This is a genomic window from Stenotrophomonas sp. 82F1 (assembly GCF_056861525.1).
Genome location: NZ_JBSPUD010000011.1, coordinates 22,410 through 38,897, shown reverse-complemented (window position 1 = coordinate 38,897; position 16,488 = coordinate 22,410). Strand labels below are relative to the sequence as shown.

17 protein-coding genes and 2 riboswitches are annotated in these 16,488 nt (G+C 67.6%); of the genes, 8 read left to right on the top strand and 9 right to left on the bottom strand.

Annotated elements, in window-relative coordinates; translation table 11 throughout:
* Positions 1-83: 83 nt before the first annotated feature.
* The 3 genes from tsaC to AC13GI_RS12405 all read left to right on the top strand — a co-directional run bounded on the left by tsaC (position 84) and on the right by AC13GI_RS12405 (position 2,239).
* Entirely contained in the window at positions 84-644 is a 561-nt protein-coding gene (gene tsaC, locus AC13GI_RS12415; RefSeq protein WP_180165391.1) for an L-threonylcarbamoyladenylate synthase type 1 TsaC, read from the top strand.
* Between the two features lie 43 nt (positions 645-687).
* On the top strand, positions 688-1,395 hold the full coding sequence (locus AC13GI_RS12410) for a DUF4124 domain-containing protein (protein ID WP_482996406.1): 708 nt from the start codon (positions 688-690) through the stop codon (positions 1,393-1,395).
* Between the two features lie 127 nt (positions 1,396-1,522).
* A complete protein-coding gene (locus AC13GI_RS12405; protein WP_482996482.1) occupies positions 1,523-2,239 on the top strand; it encodes a hypothetical protein in 717 nt (238 codons plus the stop codon).
* A 19-nt stretch (positions 2,240-2,258) separates the two neighbouring features.
* Here the strand turns inward: AC13GI_RS12405 and AC13GI_RS12400 are convergent, their stop codons facing one another.
* The gene (locus tag AC13GI_RS12400; protein WP_025879399.1) at positions 2,259-3,035 is read right to left on the bottom strand and encodes an SDR family oxidoreductase; all 777 of its coding nucleotides are present in this window, start codon (positions 3,033-3,035) and stop codon (positions 2,259-2,261) included.
* A gap of 111 nt (positions 3,036-3,146) precedes the next feature.
* On the opposite strand from AC13GI_RS12400, the gene AC13GI_RS12395 reads away from it, so the two are divergent.
* The gene (locus AC13GI_RS12395) at positions 3,147-3,350 is read left to right on the top strand and encodes a hypothetical protein (RefSeq protein WP_099820515.1); all 204 of its coding nucleotides are present in this window, start codon (positions 3,147-3,149) and stop codon (positions 3,348-3,350) included.
* An 86-nt stretch (positions 3,351-3,436) separates the two neighbouring features.
* On the opposite strand, the gene sppA is transcribed toward AC13GI_RS12395, so the two are convergent.
* The 4 genes from sppA to AC13GI_RS12375 form a co-directional block, all read right to left on the bottom strand.
* Positions 3,437-5,359: a signal peptide peptidase SppA gene (sppA, locus tag AC13GI_RS12390; protein ID WP_099820514.1), complete on the bottom strand. Its 1,923-nt coding sequence runs from the start codon at positions 5,357-5,359 to the stop codon at positions 3,437-3,439.
* A gap of 114 nt (positions 5,360-5,473) precedes the next feature.
* Positions 5,474-6,838 carry an MATE family efflux transporter gene (locus AC13GI_RS12385; RefSeq protein ID WP_482996405.1) on the bottom strand — a complete coding sequence of 455 codons (1,365 nt, stop codon included), beginning with the start codon at positions 6,836-6,838 and terminating at the stop codon, positions 5,474-5,476.
* Positions 6,839-7,018: 180 nt separating this feature from the next.
* On the bottom strand, positions 7,019-7,591 hold the full coding sequence (locus tag AC13GI_RS12380) for a DUF3106 domain-containing protein (protein WP_482996404.1): 573 nt from the start codon (positions 7,589-7,591) through the stop codon (positions 7,019-7,021).
* The gene (locus AC13GI_RS12375) at positions 7,584-8,585 is read right to left on the bottom strand and encodes a hypothetical protein (RefSeq protein ID WP_099820512.1); all 1,002 of its coding nucleotides are present in this window, start codon (positions 8,583-8,585) and stop codon (positions 7,584-7,586) included. Before AC13GI_RS12375 ends, AC13GI_RS12380 begins: the two co-directional genes overlap by 8 nt.
* A 414-nt stretch (positions 8,586-8,999) precedes the next feature.
* Here AC13GI_RS12375 and AC13GI_RS12370 point away from each other — a divergent pair, with 414 nt between their 5' ends.
* A complete protein-coding gene (locus AC13GI_RS12370; protein WP_482996403.1) occupies positions 9,000-11,189 on the top strand; it encodes a primosomal protein N' in 2,190 nt (729 codons plus the stop codon).
* 112 nt (positions 11,190-11,301) lie between these two features.
* Here the strand turns inward: AC13GI_RS12370 and AC13GI_RS12365 are convergent, their stop codons facing one another.
* The gene (locus tag AC13GI_RS12365) at positions 11,302-11,922 is read right to left on the bottom strand and encodes a glutathione S-transferase family protein (protein WP_482996402.1); all 621 of its coding nucleotides are present in this window, start codon (positions 11,920-11,922) and stop codon (positions 11,302-11,304) included.
* A 78-nt stretch (positions 11,923-12,000) separates the two neighbouring features.
* Between AC13GI_RS12365 and AC13GI_RS12360 the strand changes: the two genes are divergently transcribed.
* Positions 12,001-12,192 carry a hypothetical protein gene (locus tag AC13GI_RS12360; RefSeq protein ID WP_100462249.1) on the top strand — a complete coding sequence of 64 codons (192 nt, stop codon included), beginning with the start codon at positions 12,001-12,003 and terminating at the stop codon, positions 12,190-12,192.
* Between the two features lie 59 nt (positions 12,193-12,251).
* Here AC13GI_RS12360 and AC13GI_RS12355 read toward each other — a convergent pair whose 3' ends face one another.
* Positions 12,252-13,046 (bottom strand): NYN domain-containing protein, encoded by a 795-nt coding sequence (locus AC13GI_RS12355; protein ID WP_482996401.1) that lies wholly within the window; start codon positions 13,044-13,046, stop codon positions 12,252-12,254.
* A 121-nt stretch (positions 13,047-13,167) separates the two neighbouring features.
* On the opposite strand from AC13GI_RS12355, the gene AC13GI_RS12350 reads away from it, so the two are divergent.
* Positions 13,168-14,448 carry an NAD(P)/FAD-dependent oxidoreductase gene (locus AC13GI_RS12350; RefSeq protein WP_482996400.1) on the top strand — a complete coding sequence of 427 codons (1,281 nt, stop codon included), beginning with the start codon at positions 13,168-13,170 and terminating at the stop codon, positions 14,446-14,448.
* A 263-nt stretch (positions 14,449-14,711) separates the two neighbouring features.
* Here the strand turns inward: AC13GI_RS12350 and AC13GI_RS12345 are convergent, their stop codons facing one another.
* A complete protein-coding gene (locus AC13GI_RS12345) occupies positions 14,712-15,137 on the bottom strand; it encodes a nuclear transport factor 2 family protein (RefSeq protein WP_482996399.1) in 426 nt (141 codons plus the stop codon).
* 110 nt (positions 15,138-15,247) lie between these two features.
* Positions 15,248-15,523 carry a GIY-YIG nuclease family protein gene (locus tag AC13GI_RS12340; RefSeq protein WP_099820506.1) on the bottom strand — a complete coding sequence of 92 codons (276 nt, stop codon included), beginning with the start codon at positions 15,521-15,523 and terminating at the stop codon, positions 15,248-15,250.
* A gap of 40 nt (positions 15,524-15,563) precedes the next feature.
* Positions 15,564-15,653: riboswitch (glycine riboswitch) on the top strand.
* Positions 15,654-15,666: 13 nt separating this feature from the next.
* Positions 15,667-15,772, top strand: a riboswitch (glycine riboswitch).
* Between the two features lie 82 nt (positions 15,773-15,854).
* Between AC13GI_RS12340 and AC13GI_RS12335 the strand changes: the two genes are divergently transcribed.
* Positions 15,855-16,472 carry a trimeric intracellular cation channel family protein gene (locus AC13GI_RS12335; RefSeq protein WP_032952083.1) on the top strand — a complete coding sequence of 206 codons (618 nt, stop codon included), beginning with the start codon at positions 15,855-15,857 and terminating at the stop codon, positions 16,470-16,472.
* The last annotated feature ends 16 nt before the right edge of the window (positions 16,473-16,488 follow it).

Below are 16,488 nucleotides of genomic sequence, written 5' to 3'. Positions count from 1 at the left end.
ACCAACGGTCCGCACCCACTGCTCCACCCGTTGTGCACGCAGCGGGGGGATAATGAAGGCCCACGCCGGGCCCGGTCGCCGCCATGAAAGAACTCACACTGGACACCGCAGTCGCCACGCTCCGCAGTGGCGGGGTGATCGCCTACCCGACCGAAGCCGTCTGGGGCCTGGGCTGCGACCCTTCGCATGAGGCAGCGGTGCACCTGCTGCTGCGGCTGAAGCAGCGCCCGATCGAGAAAGGCATGATCCTGGTGGCCGCGGAACTGTCGCAGCTGCAGGGCTGGGTGCGCCTGCAGGCGCTGCCCGATGCACGCCAGCGCGCGGTGCTTGCCAGCTGGCCCGGCGCCAACACCTGGATCCTGCCCGCCGGTGCACGCGCCCCCGACTGGATCACCGGCGAACACAGCGGCATCGCGGTACGGATCAGCGCCCACCCCTTGGTCGCGGCACTGTGCCAGGCCTGGGGTGGCCCTCTGGTCTCTACCAGCGCCAACCTTGCCGGCGAGCCACCCGCGCGCAGCCGCGAAGAGCTGGACCCACGCCTGCTGCGCCTGCTCGACGGCATCCTCGATGGGCAGACCGGCGGCCTGGCCCAACCCACGCCGATCCGCGACGCGCTCAGTGGCAACGTACTGCGCTCCTGACAGGTCGATTGCATCAGGGTTGCCGATCGCGCACGCTGCGCCCATGACCCTGCTGCGCCCTGTCCTGTGCCTGGCCCTGCTGCTGCCGTTGCCGGCATTTGCCGCTGACGACGTGCGAGTCTACCGCTGCGTCGGCAGCAATGGTGCCGTCGCCCTGCAGGACAAGCCCTGCACGGCCGGTCGCCAGCAAGTGCGCGACCTGCAACGCCCACGCGACCCGCCGCCGCGGGTGGTCAGCACCGACGCCGCAGTGCCTGCGCCAGCGCAGACACCGCCGATGCGCGAGCGCGAAGTGCGCCATGTCTACATCCAGCCGCCGCAGCCGATGTACGAATGCGTGAGTGAAGACGGCGATCGCTACACCAGCGACAACAATGAGGGGAATCCGCGCTGGGTGCCGCTGTGGACCACGGTCTGGTATCCGCATGGCCATCCTGGCGGCGGGCGACCCGGACCGCATCCAGGGCCGCGCCCGGCCGGTAGCGGCAGCACCATCGGTGCCTCCATCGGTGGTCGACCACCGGTCTATCGTCCGCCGTCGGTGGGCGTCGGTGTCAACGTGCCTGCCGGCAACATCCTGGTCCGCGACACCTGCCACGCGCTGCCACCGCAGGAAGTGTGCGCACGCCTGCGTGATCGTCGCTGGGAACTGGACCGGCGCTACAACAGTGCCCTGCAGAGCGAGCGCACCGCGATCAGCAACGAGCAGCGCGGCATCGATGCACGGCTGGCGCAGGATTGCGGCCGCTGAGCCCCGCGCCGGGGGTTGTGCCGCGCGCTTTGGTAGAGGCCCACCTTGGTGGGCGCTGGCAGACAGCAGTGCCAACCAGGGTTGGCAACTACCAGCGCATCGGCCACGGCTGTAGGCTGCACGCATGATGAGAAAACTGATCTGGCTGGCCATCGGCCTGCTGCCCGGCAGCGCGTTGGCCGATGACATGGTGATCTACCGCTGCATGGGCAGCAGCGATGTTCCCACGCTGCAACGCACCCCCTGCCCCGCTGGTACCCGCCAGCAGATCCAGCGCGTCCCTGCGCCTGCGCCGGCGCCACCGGTCGCGCCGGTGCAGAACAGCCCCACTCCGCCGCCTGCAGCGGTGCCGTCCGTGGACGCCGCCGCCGAGCCTGCAGCCACACAGCCACGTGAGGGCCGAACGATCATGGAAGCACGCATGGTCGAGCACGAAGGCGGCGACGCCATACTCGACAGCGCGATGCTGCCACGTTCGAGCGACGCCACGGCGGCGGATGACAACGCCGCGCCAAAGCCACCGCTGCCGGCGATCTATCAATGCCTCAGCAACGAGGGAAGCGCGTACCTGCATGAGTACGAAGCCGCACCTGGCCATTGCGAACTGTTGAACGTACAGGGCCTGGGCGGGGCAACACCGGTCAACGCCGCCAGCTGCGAAGTGGTCCGCGATCGCTGCACCGAAGTTGCCGAAGCACAGCGCTGTGGCAGCTGGCAGCAGCGCTTCCGCGATGCACGGGGTCGCGAGCGGTTCGCCGCACCGGAGAATCAGCCGACGGCGCGCAGCGAACGTGAGCGCCTGCAGGCCGTACTGGAAGCCAGCAACTGCCCGGTGCCGCAGTGAGGCCAGCGAGCGGGCGTCGTCAGAACCCGTAACGCAGGAAGCCGCCATCCACCGCGATGCATTCGCCGGTGACATAGCTCGACGCCGGCAGGCACAGGAAGCCCACGGCCGAGGCCACTTCCTCCGGCTCACCGATGCGCCGCATCGGCGTGCGCCCGATCACTTCCTCGTAGTAGTCGGTATCGGACAGCGGGCCGGAGGTGCGACGGGTGCGGATGTACCACGGCGCCACCGCGTTGACCCGGATGCCGTCCTCGGCCCACTCCACGGCGAGATTGCGGGTCATCTGGTGCATCGCCGCCTTGGTCATGCCATAGACCACGCCGCTGCGCACATGGGTCAAGCCGGACACGCTGCCGACGTTGACGATGGCTGACGACGCGTGGCGCGCGAGCAACGGATGCGCATAGCGCGACAGCTCGAACGCCGAGAACAGATTGGTCTCGAAAATGCCGCGCCACTCGTCTTCGGAATACTCCGTGGCGGGCTTGGTGATGTTGCCACCGGCATTGTTGACCAGGATGTGCAGGCCGTCGGCGTGGTCCTCGACCCAGTCCAGGATCTGCCGGCGGTCTTCGTCGTCGGACACATCGGCGGCCAATGCGTGCACCTGGTGCTGCGGATACACATCCAGCAGCTCGTCGCGGGCACTCTCCAGCATATCCAGGTCGCGGCCGACGATCATCAGATCGGCGCCGAGACCGGCCAGTTCATGTGCGATCGCCAGGCCGATACCGGCGCTGGCACCGGTGATCAGCGCCGTCTGCCCATCCAGGCGCCACCGTTGCTGGGTCATATGTCCTCCGGGGCCGCGCCCACTGTGTTTCGATGCGGCAAGGATACGCGCTCACGAGCGTCTCCCGCCCGTGATGCGACACTGGCCCCACATCCCTCGTGGAGAGCTGCCATGCGCGTACTGATTCCCGTCCTGCTGTCGGCCGTCGTGCTGGCCGGGTGCCAGCGCCCTGCACCGCCGAATCCGGAACGACCACCGGAACCGCAGGCATTGGCCAAGGCAGTCAATCACCCCCTGGACCGCGCCAAAGGCGTGCAGAAAACCATGGACGAGGCGGCCGAACGCGAGCGCAAGGCAGAGGCCGACGCGCAGTAGATGCCCACATGCAACAACGCCCGGCCAAGGCCGGGCGTTGTGCGTTCAGTAGATCCACGCCACGCGTGGACATCGCTGATCGGGCATCAGAACCCGCAGAAGCAATACGCCAGGGACTTCACCGGTGCACCGTTGCCCTTCTCGCGGGCCGCGTTCTCGACGAAGCGCAGCTGGGTATCGATTTCCGGCATCGTGCGCGCCAGCATCATCCGGCCCACGCCGGAATCGGCCAGCATCCAGGCGCCGGCGTGGCTGCCGGCGAAGCCGCTGACGAACTGCGCGAACGGCGTCGCCGCCTTCTCGATGTAACGCACACGGTACTTGTCGGTCGCACCCAGCTTGGCCCGACCGGCAGCATCAGCCACGGCATCCTTCAGGCCACCGAAGGCGTCGACCAGACCGCGTTCCTTGGCCTGCGCACCGCTCCAGACACGTCCACGGGCCACTTCATCGATCGCCTCGACCGGCTTCTTGCGGGCCTCGGCGACACGGCCGGTGAAATCGGCATAACCCTTGTTGATCACCGACTGGATGACCTGGCCCACCGCCGGGTCCATCGGCCGGGTGACATCGAAGGCACCGGCGAAACGGGTGGTGCCGACGCCATCGGTGTGCACGCCGAACTTGTCCAGCGCACGGCTGAAGTTCGGGATCATGCCGAAGATGCCGATCGAACCGGTGATCGTCGACGGGTCGGCATAGATGCGATCGGCGTTCATGCTGATCCAGTAACCACCGGACGCAGCGAGGTCGCCCATCGACACCACCACCGGCTTGCCGGCGGCCTGCAGGGCCACCACTTCGCGACGGATCTGCTCGGAGGCGTAGACCTCGCCACCCGGAGAATCCACGCGCAGCACCACGGCCTTGACGTCGTCATCGTCGCGCGCCGCACGCAGCAGCGCCGACGTCGATTCACCACCGATGCGGCCGGCCGGCAGATCGCCGCCGCTGATTTCACCGGAGGCCACCACCACCGCGACCTGCGGACGCGAATCAACCGGGTTGCGGCGCGCATCGAGCTGGGCCATGTAGGTGCCGAAATCGATGTTGCGGAAGCCACCGTCGGCGTCTTCATCGGCCACGCCGCGCTCGATCATCAGATCCTCGAATTCCTCGCGGGTCTTCAGCGCGGTCACCAGCTTCTGCTGCAGGGCGAACTTGGCCAGGTCGCCGCCAGCGGCAGCCACACCTTCAGGCAGGGTATCGATACCGGCCGCCAGCTGCGCCGGATCCAGGCGGCGGGCCTTGGCGATGTCGCCGAGGTAGCGCTGCCACACATCGTTCATCCAGAACAGATCGGCTTCCTTGGAGGCCGGCGACGCCGCGTCGAGCACGTACGGCTCGGCGGCCGACTTGTACTCGCCCACCTTGAACAGATGCACGTCCACGCCCAGCTTGTCCTGCAGGCCGGTGCGGAAGTACTGGCGGTAGCGACCCAGGCCTTCCAGCACCACCGACCCCATCGGGTCCAGGTAGACCTCGTCGGCCTGTGCGGCCAGCAGGTACTGCGACTGCCCCATGCTCTCGCTGAAGGCGACCAGCTGCTTGCCCGAAGCGCGCAGGTCCTGCAGCGCAGCGGACACTTCGCGCAGCGAGGCGAATCCAGACGGCTGCAGCTTGTCCAGCTCCAGCACCACCCGCTCGATCTTCTTGTCATCGCGCGCGCTCTCGATCACCCGGATCAGATCGCGCAGCTGCACTTCCTCGGCACCGTTGTCACCAACGGCCTTGGCCAGCGCGCGGCTGACCGGATCGGCGCTGTACTGCTCGACCAGGCGGCCTTCCGGCGCGATCACCAGGGTGGTGCGGTCCTGCAGCGATTTGCTGGCACCTGCGCCCATGCCAGCAGCGACGATGAACATCACCAGCACCAGCAGCAACAGGCCGAAGAACACCAGGTTGAGGATCAACCGGCGGGTGAAATTCATCACGTCCCACAGCCCGATGAAGAAGCTGGCGACTGGATTGCGGTTCGCCGGGGGCAGCGGCGGCACGGGTTGGTTCATGGAGCACTCCGGATGGCTTCTTGCCGTGGTGACAGCATAGCCGGTGCCGCGTGAGGCAGCATCGGACACAAGTCAGGGGATCGCCGGTCACGGTTGCCCTGGACCGGCGTGATGTCAGGCCAGCGTGGACTGGCCGATGCGCTTGCTGCTGCGGCTCAGGCGCCAGCCCATCAGGATTGCCGCCGCGGTCAGGCCCACGATCAGGCCGATCCACATGCCCTGCGGGCCCATGCCCAGGCCAAGGCCGAGGCCGGCGCCCAGCGGCATGCCCAGGCCCCAATAGGCGAACATGGCGATGAACATCGGCACGCGGGTGTCCTTCAGTCCGCGCAGCGCGCCGGCCGACAGCACCTGGATGCCATCGGGGAACTGGAAGGTGGCCGCGTACAGCAGCAGGGTCGAGGCCAGCCCGGCCACGGCCAGGTCGTTGGTGTAGACACCGACGATGGCGTCGTGGCCAAACAGCAGCGCCGCCGCCGACAGCGTCTGCGTACCCATGATGATCGCGTAGCCGGCCCACGCCGCGCGGCGCACGCCGAAGCCATCGCCACGGCCGACCGCATGGCCGACCCGCACGGTGGTCGCCTCGGCCACACCCATCGGGATCATGAAGCACAGCTGCGCCACGTTGATCGCGATCTGGTGCGCGGCCGCTTCATTGGCGCCCAGGCGACCGATCAGCAATGCGGTGACGATGAACAGACCACCTTCCATCAGCACGGTGATGCCGATCGGCAGGCCGGTGCGCAGCAGGTCCCAGATCGCTGACCAGCGCGGTCCCTCGAAATGCGAGAACAGCTGCAGGTGGACAAAGCGCTTGGTGAACCACAGGTAGGTACCGAAGGCGATCGCCTGCAGCCACATCATCACCGCCGAGGCGATGCCCAGGCCTTCGGCGCCCATTTCCGGGAAGCCCAGCTTGCCGTTGGCCAGCACGTAGCCCATCGGCGCCAGTACCAGCAGGCCGCCAAAACCAAGCAGCATGGTCGGCAGCGTCCAATGCATGCCTTCACTGAGATAGCGCATGCAGAAGTACAGCGTCAGCGCCGGGCCACCCCAGCGCACCGCATGCAGGAACGCCGTTGCGCCGGGCACGATATCCGGCGCGATGCCGAAGGCCGGCAGCAGCGGCGGCACCACGGTGAGGAAGGTGAACATGATCAGGCCCAGGCCCAGCGCCAGCCACAGCGCCTGCCGGAACAGCGGGCCGATCTCGCGCTCACGGCCGGCGCCATGCAGCTGCGACACCGAGGCGGTGAGTGAGATCAGCGTACCGATCGGGATCAGCATCGGCAGCCACAGCAGCGCAGTGCCGATGGTCACTGCGGCCAGGGTGGAGGTCGCATGGTGGCCGGCAATCACGTTGTCGACGAAGGAGATCAGACCGGTGGAGACGTGCCCGAGCACAAGCGGCAGGGCAAGCAGACCGGTAGCGCCGACTTCCTTGCTGAAGCGCGGCGTGGAGGTTGCAGTAGACATAAGGTGCTTGACGCGAACTACGGTTGCGCGCGAAGGGCACAGGCACCGGGTTGCGGCCGGCCATCTTACGCGCGCTGGGCGGTCATTCCCATGACTGCCCCATGAAGGGGACGGAGGGAATCAAGTCGTATCAGGCACAGTCGGGCCAGAAATGACGTAGTTCCCTCCCTCCCCTTTTGCTTACTGCCCGGCCTGGCGCTTGAGCCAGGTGTCGCGTTCGGCGGCAGGGACGGTGAGGAATGCGCTGCGTACGCTGTCGCGTTCCTGCGGCGGTGTGCGCTGGGCGACCAGGGCCAACTGCGCCAGCTGCGCCGGGCTCAGCTGGCGCAGCACGGCAAGGACCGCGTCGCGCTGTTGCGGCGGCACGAAGCCGAACAGGCCATGCAGCTTGGGAAATTCAGCACCCAGTTGCGGGCCCAGCCGCCAGCCTTCGCGGAAGGCCTGGTCCTGTGCCTGGAACCGCGTGCGCAGGCGCTGCTGCTGATCGACCGGCAACGCGGCGAAGCGGGCGGCGGCCTGGCGGATGCGTTCGCGCTCCCCCTCTGGCAGTGCCCGCCACGCGGCGTAGTCGCTGCGACGCTGGCGTTGCTGGGCGGGATCGAGCTGCGCGAATGCCGCCGCCGCAGTGGGCGCGGGCGCAGCCGCCGACGGTGTTGCCGAGGGTGCTGGCAGCGGTACGTTCACTGATTGCGGAGCGGCAGCCAGCGACAGCGGCATGGCCAGCAGCAGGCCGGCGAAGAGGTGCTTATTCATCGGCAGCCGAGGTTTCCAGCGCTGCGCCGACCGGCTCCGGGCGGGTCGGCTTGGGTTGTGATTCGTCCACCGGCAACGGGCCACCGGCGGCACTCCAGGCATGCATGTCGGCCTCGGCCAGCAGCGGGTAATCGCGGTCGGCCAGCATGGCGGCATCTTCGCTGGCCTGCGTATCGCTGCCCGCAGTGGGGCGCACATCGCTGGCGGGCAGCGGCTCGACGGTGACCGGTCCGGCCTCGCCCACCACGCCCTCGGGGAGCGGGCCATCGGCGGTCAGCGCACGGCCCTGCCAGTGGCGCCAGCCCAGCGCGGCCAACAGCAGCACCGCCACGGTGATCAACAGGATCACCGGGCCACGCCAGCGCGGCTTGGCATTGGCGCGGCGACGCTTGCCGCTGGCGGGCGCGCGTTCGTCGCGCGGCGGTGCACGCCAGCTGGAAGCAGGCGCCTGGTTGTTGGCCGCTGGCGCGGACGGTTGCTGCAGCTGCTGCAGGCGCTTGGCCGGCAGGTCGCGGATACGCAGCTGCACCTGTTCGGCCAGGGTCCGCCATGCAGCGGCGTCGGGCTGGCCAGTGGCGTCGCGTGGGCAGGCCGTGGCCAGCAGGCCTTGGTAGCCCTCCTCGTCGACATCCAGAACGCGTGTGGCGATGCCCTCGTCCAGGCTGCCGCCCACCCGCAGCAGCAGGGCCAGCCGCGGCAGGGGGGCCATGTCGCCCAGCGCGGCCAGCGACGGCGGCCACTGGCCGGTGGCCGGCTCTCGCAGTGCCTGGCGCTGGCCCAGCAGGGTCCAGAAGCGGCCGGGCCACTGCGCCATCGGCAGGTCGCTGGCGACCGCGGCGAAGGCACGCATCACCGCCACCAGCGTCTGCTCGGCACGGGCGGGGTCACCGCACTGCAGCTCGGCCACGACCAGGGCACGGCGTTCGACGCCACGCAGAAATGCCGACAGCGCGCCGGCCGCGGTCGAGGAAACAGGGGCGGGCACAGCCGTCATCGGTCACTCCAAAGGTCTGCCGGCATGATAGCGGCAGCCCATCGCTGCCCGGCAGGACTTGCGATTGCAGACGCTTTCTGCTGCAGGTTGTGCACAGCACCACGCGGGAACCGGGCCATTCCTCGATGAATGGCTGAATTCACCCTGTTTCAGCAATGTTTCACACTTAAGTTGTTGATTTTCATTGCATTTAAAGTGTGGCTATTTTTTGACCAACCCAAGCGTGAGGCCGTCGCCATCGGCCTCATGCGGCGCCACGAGCCGCTAACGCACAGACTTATCCACAGAAGATGTGGATAAGACTGAATCTCCAATAGACACCGATATTTAGGTGACATTTATGATTCGCTGGAGGGCATGCCAGTCGCATCTGCCTCTGCCATGCGCCCTCGCACGGGCCGTTACACTGAGTCGATGCTCGCCCCTGAATCCGGCCCTGTCCCGACCCTGCAGGTCGCCCTGCCCGTCCCCCTGCCGCGCCTGTTCGATTACCTGCCGCCGCAGGGCGAGGGCCCGACGGTGGCGATCGGCTGCCGGCTGAAGGTGCCGTTCGGCAACCGCGAACTGATCGGCGTGGTGGCCGGCCACGGGCAGGCCGAGGACAGCCAGGGGCTGCGCCAGGCGCTGGCCTGGTGTGACGTGGCGCCGCTGCTGCAGGGTGAGCTGTGGCAGAGCCTGCAGTGGCTGGTCCGCTATACCCACGCCCCGCTGGGCGAGGTAGTGAGCACCGCCCTGCCCGGCCCGCTACGGCACGGCGAGCCGCTGCCCGATACCCATCACTGGGGCTGGCAGCTGACACCGGAGGGCCATGCCCAGCGCGAAAAGCTGCGCGCCGGCAGCCGACCACGGCAATTGGCCGAGCTGCTGGCCGAGGCGGTGGTGGACGAAGATGTCCTGTCCGCGCGCATGCCGGACTGGCGGGTGGCCGCACGCAGCCTGGGCAAGCGCGAGCTGGCCGAGCGCATCGCCTTGAGCGTGGCGCCGCAGCACGCTCAGCCCCTGCCCGGCCCCACCCTCAATGCGGAGCAGGCCGAGGCCGTGGCCGCGATCACCGCCGCCGAAAGCTTCCAGGCCTTCCTGCTGGACGGGGTGACCGGCAGCGGCAAGACCGAGGTCTACCTGCAGGCGATTATTCATTGCCTGGCGCAGGGCAGGCAGGCGCTGGTGCTGGTGCCCGAGATCGGCCTGACCCCGCAGACCCTGGCACGCTTCCGCGGCCGTCTCGGCATTGCCGTGCACGCGCTGCACTCGGGGCTGACCGACAACGAGCGCGCGCGGGTCTGGGCCGCGGCCTCGCGCGGCGAAGCACGGGTGATCGTGGGTACGCGTTCGGCGGTGTTCATCCCGCTGCCGCAGCCGGGCCTGCTGATCGTCGACGAAGAGCACGACGGCAGCTACAAGCAGCAGGACGGCATCCGCTACCACGCACGCGATTTCGCATTGGTGCGGGCCAAGGCGCAGGGCGTTCCGGTACTGCTGGGCAGCGCCACGCCCTCATTGGAAACCCTGCACAACGCCTACGCCGGCCGCTATGCGCACCTGCGCCTGAAGCAGCGCGCCGGTGATGCCCGACCGCCGCGCGTGCGCATCCTCGATGTGCGCAAGCGTCCGCTGCGCGATGGCCTTTCCGCCGACGTACTGGCCGGCATCGGCGAACACCTGCAGCGTGGCCAGCAGGTGCTGGTGTTCAAGAACCGGCGCGGCTATGCGCCGGTGCTGCTGTGCCACGACTGCGGCTGGACCGCGCCCTGCAACCGCTGCGATGCACCGATGACCGTGCATGGCGGTGGTCGTCGCCTGCAATGCCATCACTGTGGTGCGCGGCAGCCGGCGCCGTTGGCCTGCCCCGCCTGTGGCAGCCTGGCGCTGCAGCCGCAGGGCATCGGCACAGAGCGGCTGGAAGAACACCTGGTCAGTGCCTTCGCCGAGTTCCCGGTGGTACGCATCGACCGCGGCACCACCGCCCGTCGCGATGCGCTGGAGCAGCAGCTGGCCAAGCTGGGCAACGAGCCCGGCATCCTGGTCGGCACGCAGATCCTGGCCAAGGGCCACGACCTGCCCAAGCTGACCCTGGTGGTGGTGGTGGGCATCGACGAAGGCCTGTTCTCGGCCGATTTCCGCGCCAGCGAAAAACTGGCGCAGCAGCTGATCCAGGTAGCCGGCCGCGCCGGTCGCGCGCGCGATCCGGGCGAAGTGTGGCTGCAGACCCATCACCCGGGTCATCCGCTGCTGGAGACGCTGGTGAACGGTGGCTACCACCCGTTCGCGCAGGCCGAATTGAACCAGCGCGAGGCGGCGGGTTTTCCACCGTTCGCGCACCTGGCGCTGATGCGCGCCGAAGCGCAGCAGCTGGAGCATGCCAATGCCTTCCTGCTGGCTGCGCGGAAACTGCTGGGCGAGCAGAACGTGGTGGAGGCCTATGGGCCGATGCCCGCACCGATGCCACGCCGTGCCGGCTACCAGCGCACGCAGTTGTTGTTGTCGGCAGCGCAGCGGCCACCGCTGCATGGGGTGCTGGCACAGCTGGTGCCGCAGTTGTACGCGCTGCCGGAGGCACGCAAGGTGCGCTGGTCGCTGGATGTGGATCCGACCGACCTGTATTGATCTGGCAGAGCGCTGCCGGGCATGGCTCGGCACTACTGTAGAGCCCTGGATGGCTTGGGGTCGGATCCCTTTTCGCAGAAAAGGGCTCTGACCCCGAACGTCGCCCCTTCGCTTACGTCATCGGTGACATCACGCCGCGCTGGTACGCCGGGCGCTCGCGCAGGCGTGCATACCAGTCGGCCAGGTGCGGCAGGTCCGGGCGCTGGATCGGCAGCTCGAACCACGCGTAGATCAACGAGCCCAGGGCGATGTCACCCATGGCGAATTTCTCGCCCGACAGCCACGGCTGCGTGGCCAGGGTCGCGTTGGGCAGCGCCAGGAAATCACCGGCACGCACGATCGCCGCATTGATGCGCGCCTCATCGCGGTCGGCCGGCGCGGTGCGCATGATCCCCCAGATCAGTTCGGAGTACAGGGGCGCCATCCGCGAGGTGCTCCAGTCCATCCACTTCTCGGCCTGTGCGCGCTCCATCGGATCTTCGGCATACAGCGTGCCCAGCGAATAGCGCGCACTGAGGTAGCGCACGATGGTGTTCGATTCCCACAGCGGCAGGCCGTGGTCTTCGATCACCGGCACCAGCCCGTTCGGGTTCATCGCCACATACTCCGGCGACTGCGTGCCACCGTGGCTGCCACCCACTTCGATGGACTCGTACGGCAGGCCGATTTCCTCGGCACACCACAGCACCTTGCGGACGTTGCTGGAATTGCGGCGACCCCAGATCTTCAACATGCGGATTTCCTTGCGTGCAGCGCTGCGCCAAGCGGGCGCGGAGCCGCTACGATACGCCGATCCACAAGGAGAAATGGCATGACCGCATGGGATGCAGTGAATTACGTTCTGCTGGCAGCAGGGCTGGTGGCGCTGGTGCTCGGGTACCGCCGATCCAACCGCAACATGCTGCTGTGTGCCGGGCTGTTGCTGCTGGCATTCAACGGAGTTGAGGATTTCGCCGATGGCTTTGCTGCGGGCTACGCGGGGTCCGACGCACGCGCGCTGTAGCGCGTGCGGAAAGCAGCCGAGCGTGGCTCGGCCCTGCTTTGCACCGGCGTTTTCCGGCGTTACCGGTTCTTCTTCGGCAGCGCGCGCACGTAGGAGGATTTACCGTCCTTCTTCAGTTCGAACAGACCGATCGCGGCCAGCAGGTCGCTGAGTTTGCCGTAGCCGTAATTGCGCGGATCGAACGAGGCCTGGTTGCCGATCTGGCTGCCGACCGGGCCCAGGTGCGACCAGCCATCCTCGCCCTCTGCCGAGGACACCGCACGCCGCAACATCTTCACCAGACGTGTATCGCTGCGCATTTCCGCGCCGCTCTTGCGCGGGCGCGCATCGTCGCTGCCCGCCTGTTCGCTGGGCGCCTGTTCATTCGATGATGGTTCGTTCGATGCCAGCTCCACATCCTGCACGCTGGCATGGGTCTGGCCCAACGCTTCCAGATAGGTGAACTTCGAGCATGCGTTGACGAAGGGTTCCGGGGTTTTCTTTTCGCCGAAGCCATAGACCTTCACGCCGTCGGTCAGCAGGCGCATCACCATCGGGGTGAAGTCGGCATCGCTGGACACGATCGCGAAGCCATCGAGGTTGCGCGCGTACAGCAGATCCATCGCGTCGATCACCATCGCCATGTCCGACGCGTTCTTGCCCTTGCTGTAGGCAAACTGCTGGATCGGCCGGATCGCGTATTCGTGCAGCACCGCCTCCCACCCTTTCAACCGTGGGCTCTTCCAGTTGCCATAGGCACGGCGCACGTTGGCCACGCCATAGCGGGCGACTTCGGCCAGGACCTCGTCGATCTTCGAGGCCGGCGCATTGTCGGCGTCGATCAACAGGGCGATGCGCTTTTCCGGTTCGCTCATGGACTCCTCACGGGCAGTTGCCTGAACCCGAGTATCGCCGATCCGGATGCACGCTGACGTGACAAGGACCGGCCATGCGAAGATGCCAGGCACTTCCCCCATGCCCCCCTGGAGTGAGTCGATGAGTCGTGATCGCGTCCCCCACCTGGTCGTTGTCGGCGGCGGTTTCGCCGGCCTGTGGGCCACCCGTGCGCTGGCCCGCGAACGCATACGCATCACCCTGGTCGACCGTCGCAACCACCACCTGTTCCAGCCGCTGCTGTACCAGGTGGCCACCGCGGGACTGTCTGCGCCGGATATCGCCGCACCGCTGCGCCACATCCTTGGCCACCAGCGCAACGTGGAGGTGCGGCTGGGCGAAGTGGTGGCCATCGACAAGGAAGCCCGCCAGGTGCGCATGGCCGACGGCAGCACGCTGGACTACGACAGCCTGCTGCTGGCCACCGGCGCCACCCACGCCTACTTCGGCCATGACGAATGGGCCGACGATGCGCCTGGCCTGAAGACACTGGACGATGCCATCGCCCTTCGCCGCAAGCTGCTGCTGGCGTTCGAACGCGCCGAGGCCGAGCCGGACCCGGCAAAGAAAGCCGCATGGCTGAGCTTTGCGGTGGTGGGTGGTGGTCCGACCGGCGTCGAGCTGGCTGGCACCCTCGCTGAAATCGCCCGGCATACGCTGCGCAATGAATTCCGCCACATCGATCCGGCCAGCGCCAAGGTGCGGCTGGTCGAGGCCGGTCCGCGCGTGTTGTCGACCTTCCCTGAAGTGCTTTCGCTGAAGGCACGCCGGCAGCTGGAAAAGCTGGGCGTGGAAGTGATGACCGGCACGCCGGTCAGCCACATCGATGGACAGGGCTTCAAACTGGGCGATCAGTTCGTGCCCGCACGCACCGTGGTCTGGGCCGCCGGCGTGGCCGCCTCGCCATTGGCGCGCACGCTGGACGTGCCGCTGGACCGCGCCGGACGCGTGCCGGTGCAGCCCGACCTGACCCTGCCCGGCCATCCCGACTTGTTCGTGGCCGGCGACCTGGCCGCGCTGAGCCAGGCCAACGGCAAGCCGGTACCGGGCGTGGCCCCGGCCGCCAAGCAGATGGGCAAGCACGTGGCGGAAACGCTTCGCGCACGCCTGCACGACAAGCCCGCGCCGGGGCCGTTCAAGTACGCCGACTTCGGCAACCTGGCCACCATCGGCCGCATGGCTGCGATCGTGCACCTGGGCAAGCTGCAGCTGTCCGGTGTGCTGGCCTGGTGGTTCTGGCTGGCCGCGCACGTGTTCTTCCTGATCGGCTTCCGCAACCGCGTCGTGGTGCTGTTGAACTGGGCGGTGGCGTACTGGAGCTACCAGCGCAGCGCGCGCATCATCTTCGGTGATGACCAGGACGACCGGCGACCGAAGCGGTAGGTACTGCCGTGGGTGACCTCTCGACCGACACAGTAGATCCACGCCATGCGTGGATGAATTGCTGTGCAGGCTGCATGGAGCGTAGCCACGCGTGGCGTGGCTCTACTGCTCCATCGGGCCGCTGGGCGCCCGCTCATGTCCGGCAGAAATCTTCGCGATAGGTAGTGCCGCGGGCGCGTCCTCGACCGACACAGTAGATCCACGCCATGCGTGGATGAATTGCTGTGCAGGCTGCATGGAGCGTAGCCACGCGTGGCGTGGCTCTACTTCGGCTTCGGGTACCACAGCGCGTTGACGATGACCCAGCGCTGGTCGAAGCGGCCCATGTGGAAGTAGTCGACGAACCACGGCGTTTCCAGCCGCACCGACGCCGCATTGCCGGTCACGTCCAGTACCGTGCAGCGGCGATCCCATTGATCCTTCGGGGTCTTCAACGCGCCCTGTTTCGTCAACGCAACCAGTTCTTCCTTCGACATCCGGCGCAGGCCGAGGCGTTCGTCGGGCGTATCACCGAGTACCGCGCGCTTGGCCAGGTCCGGGTGCAGGGAACGGGCGACGCGCTGCGGGTCGGCTTCCAGCTGTCCGTCGACGTAGTCGTGGCAGGTCGCTTCGATGGCGGCGATGGTGGTGGCATCGGCAGCGCGGCTTGCCGCTGCGGAAAGCGCGAACAACAGGGCAACGGTGGACATCCGGGTCTCCAGCGCTGAGGGCTGGGCGATCATGGCATGGCCGGATGCGCCCCATCCACGCATGGCGTGGATCTACCGGCGATGTTGTAGAGCCGAGCCCACGCTCGGCTCTACAGAACAGCCTCGGCCGGCGCCTGCAGCCAGGCCAGCTTGCGCTCGCGCGGCTGCTGCTTGAGCTCCCATTCGGCGCGTGAGGCCGCTGCCCTGTCCGGGTATTCACGTACCGCCAAGACCCGCAGCGGCGGGCGCGACCGCGTGTAGCGTGCCCCCTTGCCGGCCTGGTGGGCGGCGAAACGGGCCTGCACGTCGGTGCTGATGCCGGCGTAATAGCTGCCGTCGCGGCATTCGAGCAGGTACAGGAACCACGGGCGGGAAGGCGAAACCATGGTCGGATTATGCCGTGCTGCACTGCAGCGGATATACTGGCGCCCGAATGCAGGAGAGAGGCGCCGCGCTGGCGCCCGCCGAAGGCGCAGGCTCCCATGATCGCTCAGGCCGGTGGGCTGGAATCCCACCAACCATGCATTCGACTCGCCGAGCTGGAGAGAGGTCACCGGGCATGCCCGGGACGATCCGCCGAAGGGGCACGCGGCTCACGCCGCTGAACTCTCAGGCAAAAGGACAGCGGGAGCGGCACCGGTCATCGTCATCCCGTCATTGCGCAGGCAATGGCGGTGGTCGCGCATGGCCGGCCCCACCGCGCCCGGAGCCTGTCCCATGCTGCTGTCCATCATCTACCTGATCGCCATTTCCGCCGAAGCCATGACCGGTGCCCTGTCTGCGGGCCGCCGCCGCATGGACCTGTTCGGGGTGGTCATGATCGCCTGCGTCACCGCCCTCGGTGGCGGTTCGCTGCGCGACATCCTGCTCGGTCACTATCCGCTGGGCTGGGTGAAGCACCCCGAGTACCTGGGCTTCACCGTGTGCGCGGCGCTGATCGCCACCTGGGTAGCGCGCTGGATGCATCACTTCCGCCGCACCTTCCTGGTGCTGGACGGGCTGGGCCTGATCGCCTTCACCCTGATCGGCTGCTCGATCGCGCGCGAGGCCGGCCATGCGCTGCCGATCGTGCTGATCGCCGGCATGCTCACTGGCGCCTTCGGCGGCGTGCTGCGCGACATCCTCTGCAACGAGGTGCCGCTGATCTTCCAGAAAGAGCTGTACGCGATCATCTCGCTGCTGACCGGTGCGGTGTATCTGCTGTTGCTGCATTGGGGCGTGGCCGATGCCACGGCGATCCTGTGCTGCCTGGGCGGAGGGTTCGCGGTGCGCCTGCTGGCGATCCACTACCGCTGGGAAATGCCGAAGTTCGTGTACCACGACGAAGTGCATTGACCCCTTGACGGTACTG

Excerpts from the sequence above, each read along its gene's own strand:
- tsaC (WP_180165391.1), top strand. The coding sequence starts at position 84 with ATGAAAGAACTCACACTGGACACCGCAGTCGCCACGCTCCGCAGTGGC.
- AC13GI_RS12410 (WP_482996406.1), top strand. The coding sequence starts at position 688 with ATGACCCTGCTGCGCCCTGTCCTGTGCCTGGCCCTGCTGCTGCCGTTG.
- AC13GI_RS12405 (WP_482996482.1), top strand. The coding sequence starts at position 1,523 with ATGAGAAAACTGATCTGGCTGGCCATCGGCCTGCTGCCCGGCAGCGCG.
- AC13GI_RS12400 (WP_025879399.1), bottom strand. The coding sequence starts at position 3,035 with ATGACCCAGCAACGGTGGCGCCTGGATGGGCAGACGGCGCTGATCACC.
- AC13GI_RS12395 (WP_099820515.1), top strand. The coding sequence starts at position 3,147 with ATGCGCGTACTGATTCCCGTCCTGCTGTCGGCCGTCGTGCTGGCCGGG.
- sppA (WP_099820514.1), bottom strand. The coding sequence starts at position 5,359 with ATGAACCAACCCGTGCCGCCGCTGCCCCCGGCGAACCGCAATCCAGTC.
- AC13GI_RS12385 (WP_482996405.1), bottom strand. The coding sequence starts at position 6,838 with ATGTCTACTGCAACCTCCACGCCGCGCTTCAGCAAGGAAGTCGGCGCT.
- AC13GI_RS12380 (WP_482996404.1), bottom strand. The coding sequence starts at position 7,591 with ATGAATAAGCACCTCTTCGCCGGCCTGCTGCTGGCCATGCCGCTGTCG.
- AC13GI_RS12375 (WP_099820512.1), bottom strand. The coding sequence starts at position 8,585 with ATGACGGCTGTGCCCGCCCCTGTTTCCTCGACCGCGGCCGGCGCGCTG.
- AC13GI_RS12370 (WP_482996403.1), top strand. The coding sequence starts at position 9,000 with ATGCTCGCCCCTGAATCCGGCCCTGTCCCGACCCTGCAGGTCGCCCTG.
- AC13GI_RS12365 (WP_482996402.1), bottom strand. The coding sequence starts at position 11,922 with ATGTTGAAGATCTGGGGTCGCCGCAATTCCAGCAACGTCCGCAAGGTG.
- AC13GI_RS12360 (WP_100462249.1), top strand. The coding sequence starts at position 12,001 with ATGACCGCATGGGATGCAGTGAATTACGTTCTGCTGGCAGCAGGGCTG.
- AC13GI_RS12355 (WP_482996401.1), bottom strand. The coding sequence starts at position 13,046 with ATGAGCGAACCGGAAAAGCGCATCGCCCTGTTGATCGACGCCGACAAT.
- AC13GI_RS12350 (WP_482996400.1), top strand. The coding sequence starts at position 13,168 with ATGAGTCGTGATCGCGTCCCCCACCTGGTCGTTGTCGGCGGCGGTTTC.
- AC13GI_RS12345 (WP_482996399.1), bottom strand. The coding sequence starts at position 15,137 with ATGTCCACCGTTGCCCTGTTGTTCGCGCTTTCCGCAGCGGCAAGCCGC.
- AC13GI_RS12340 (WP_099820506.1), bottom strand. The coding sequence starts at position 15,523 with ATGGTTTCGCCTTCCCGCCCGTGGTTCCTGTACCTGCTCGAATGCCGC.
- AC13GI_RS12335 (WP_032952083.1), top strand. The coding sequence starts at position 15,855 with ATGCTGCTGTCCATCATCTACCTGATCGCCATTTCCGCCGAAGCCATG.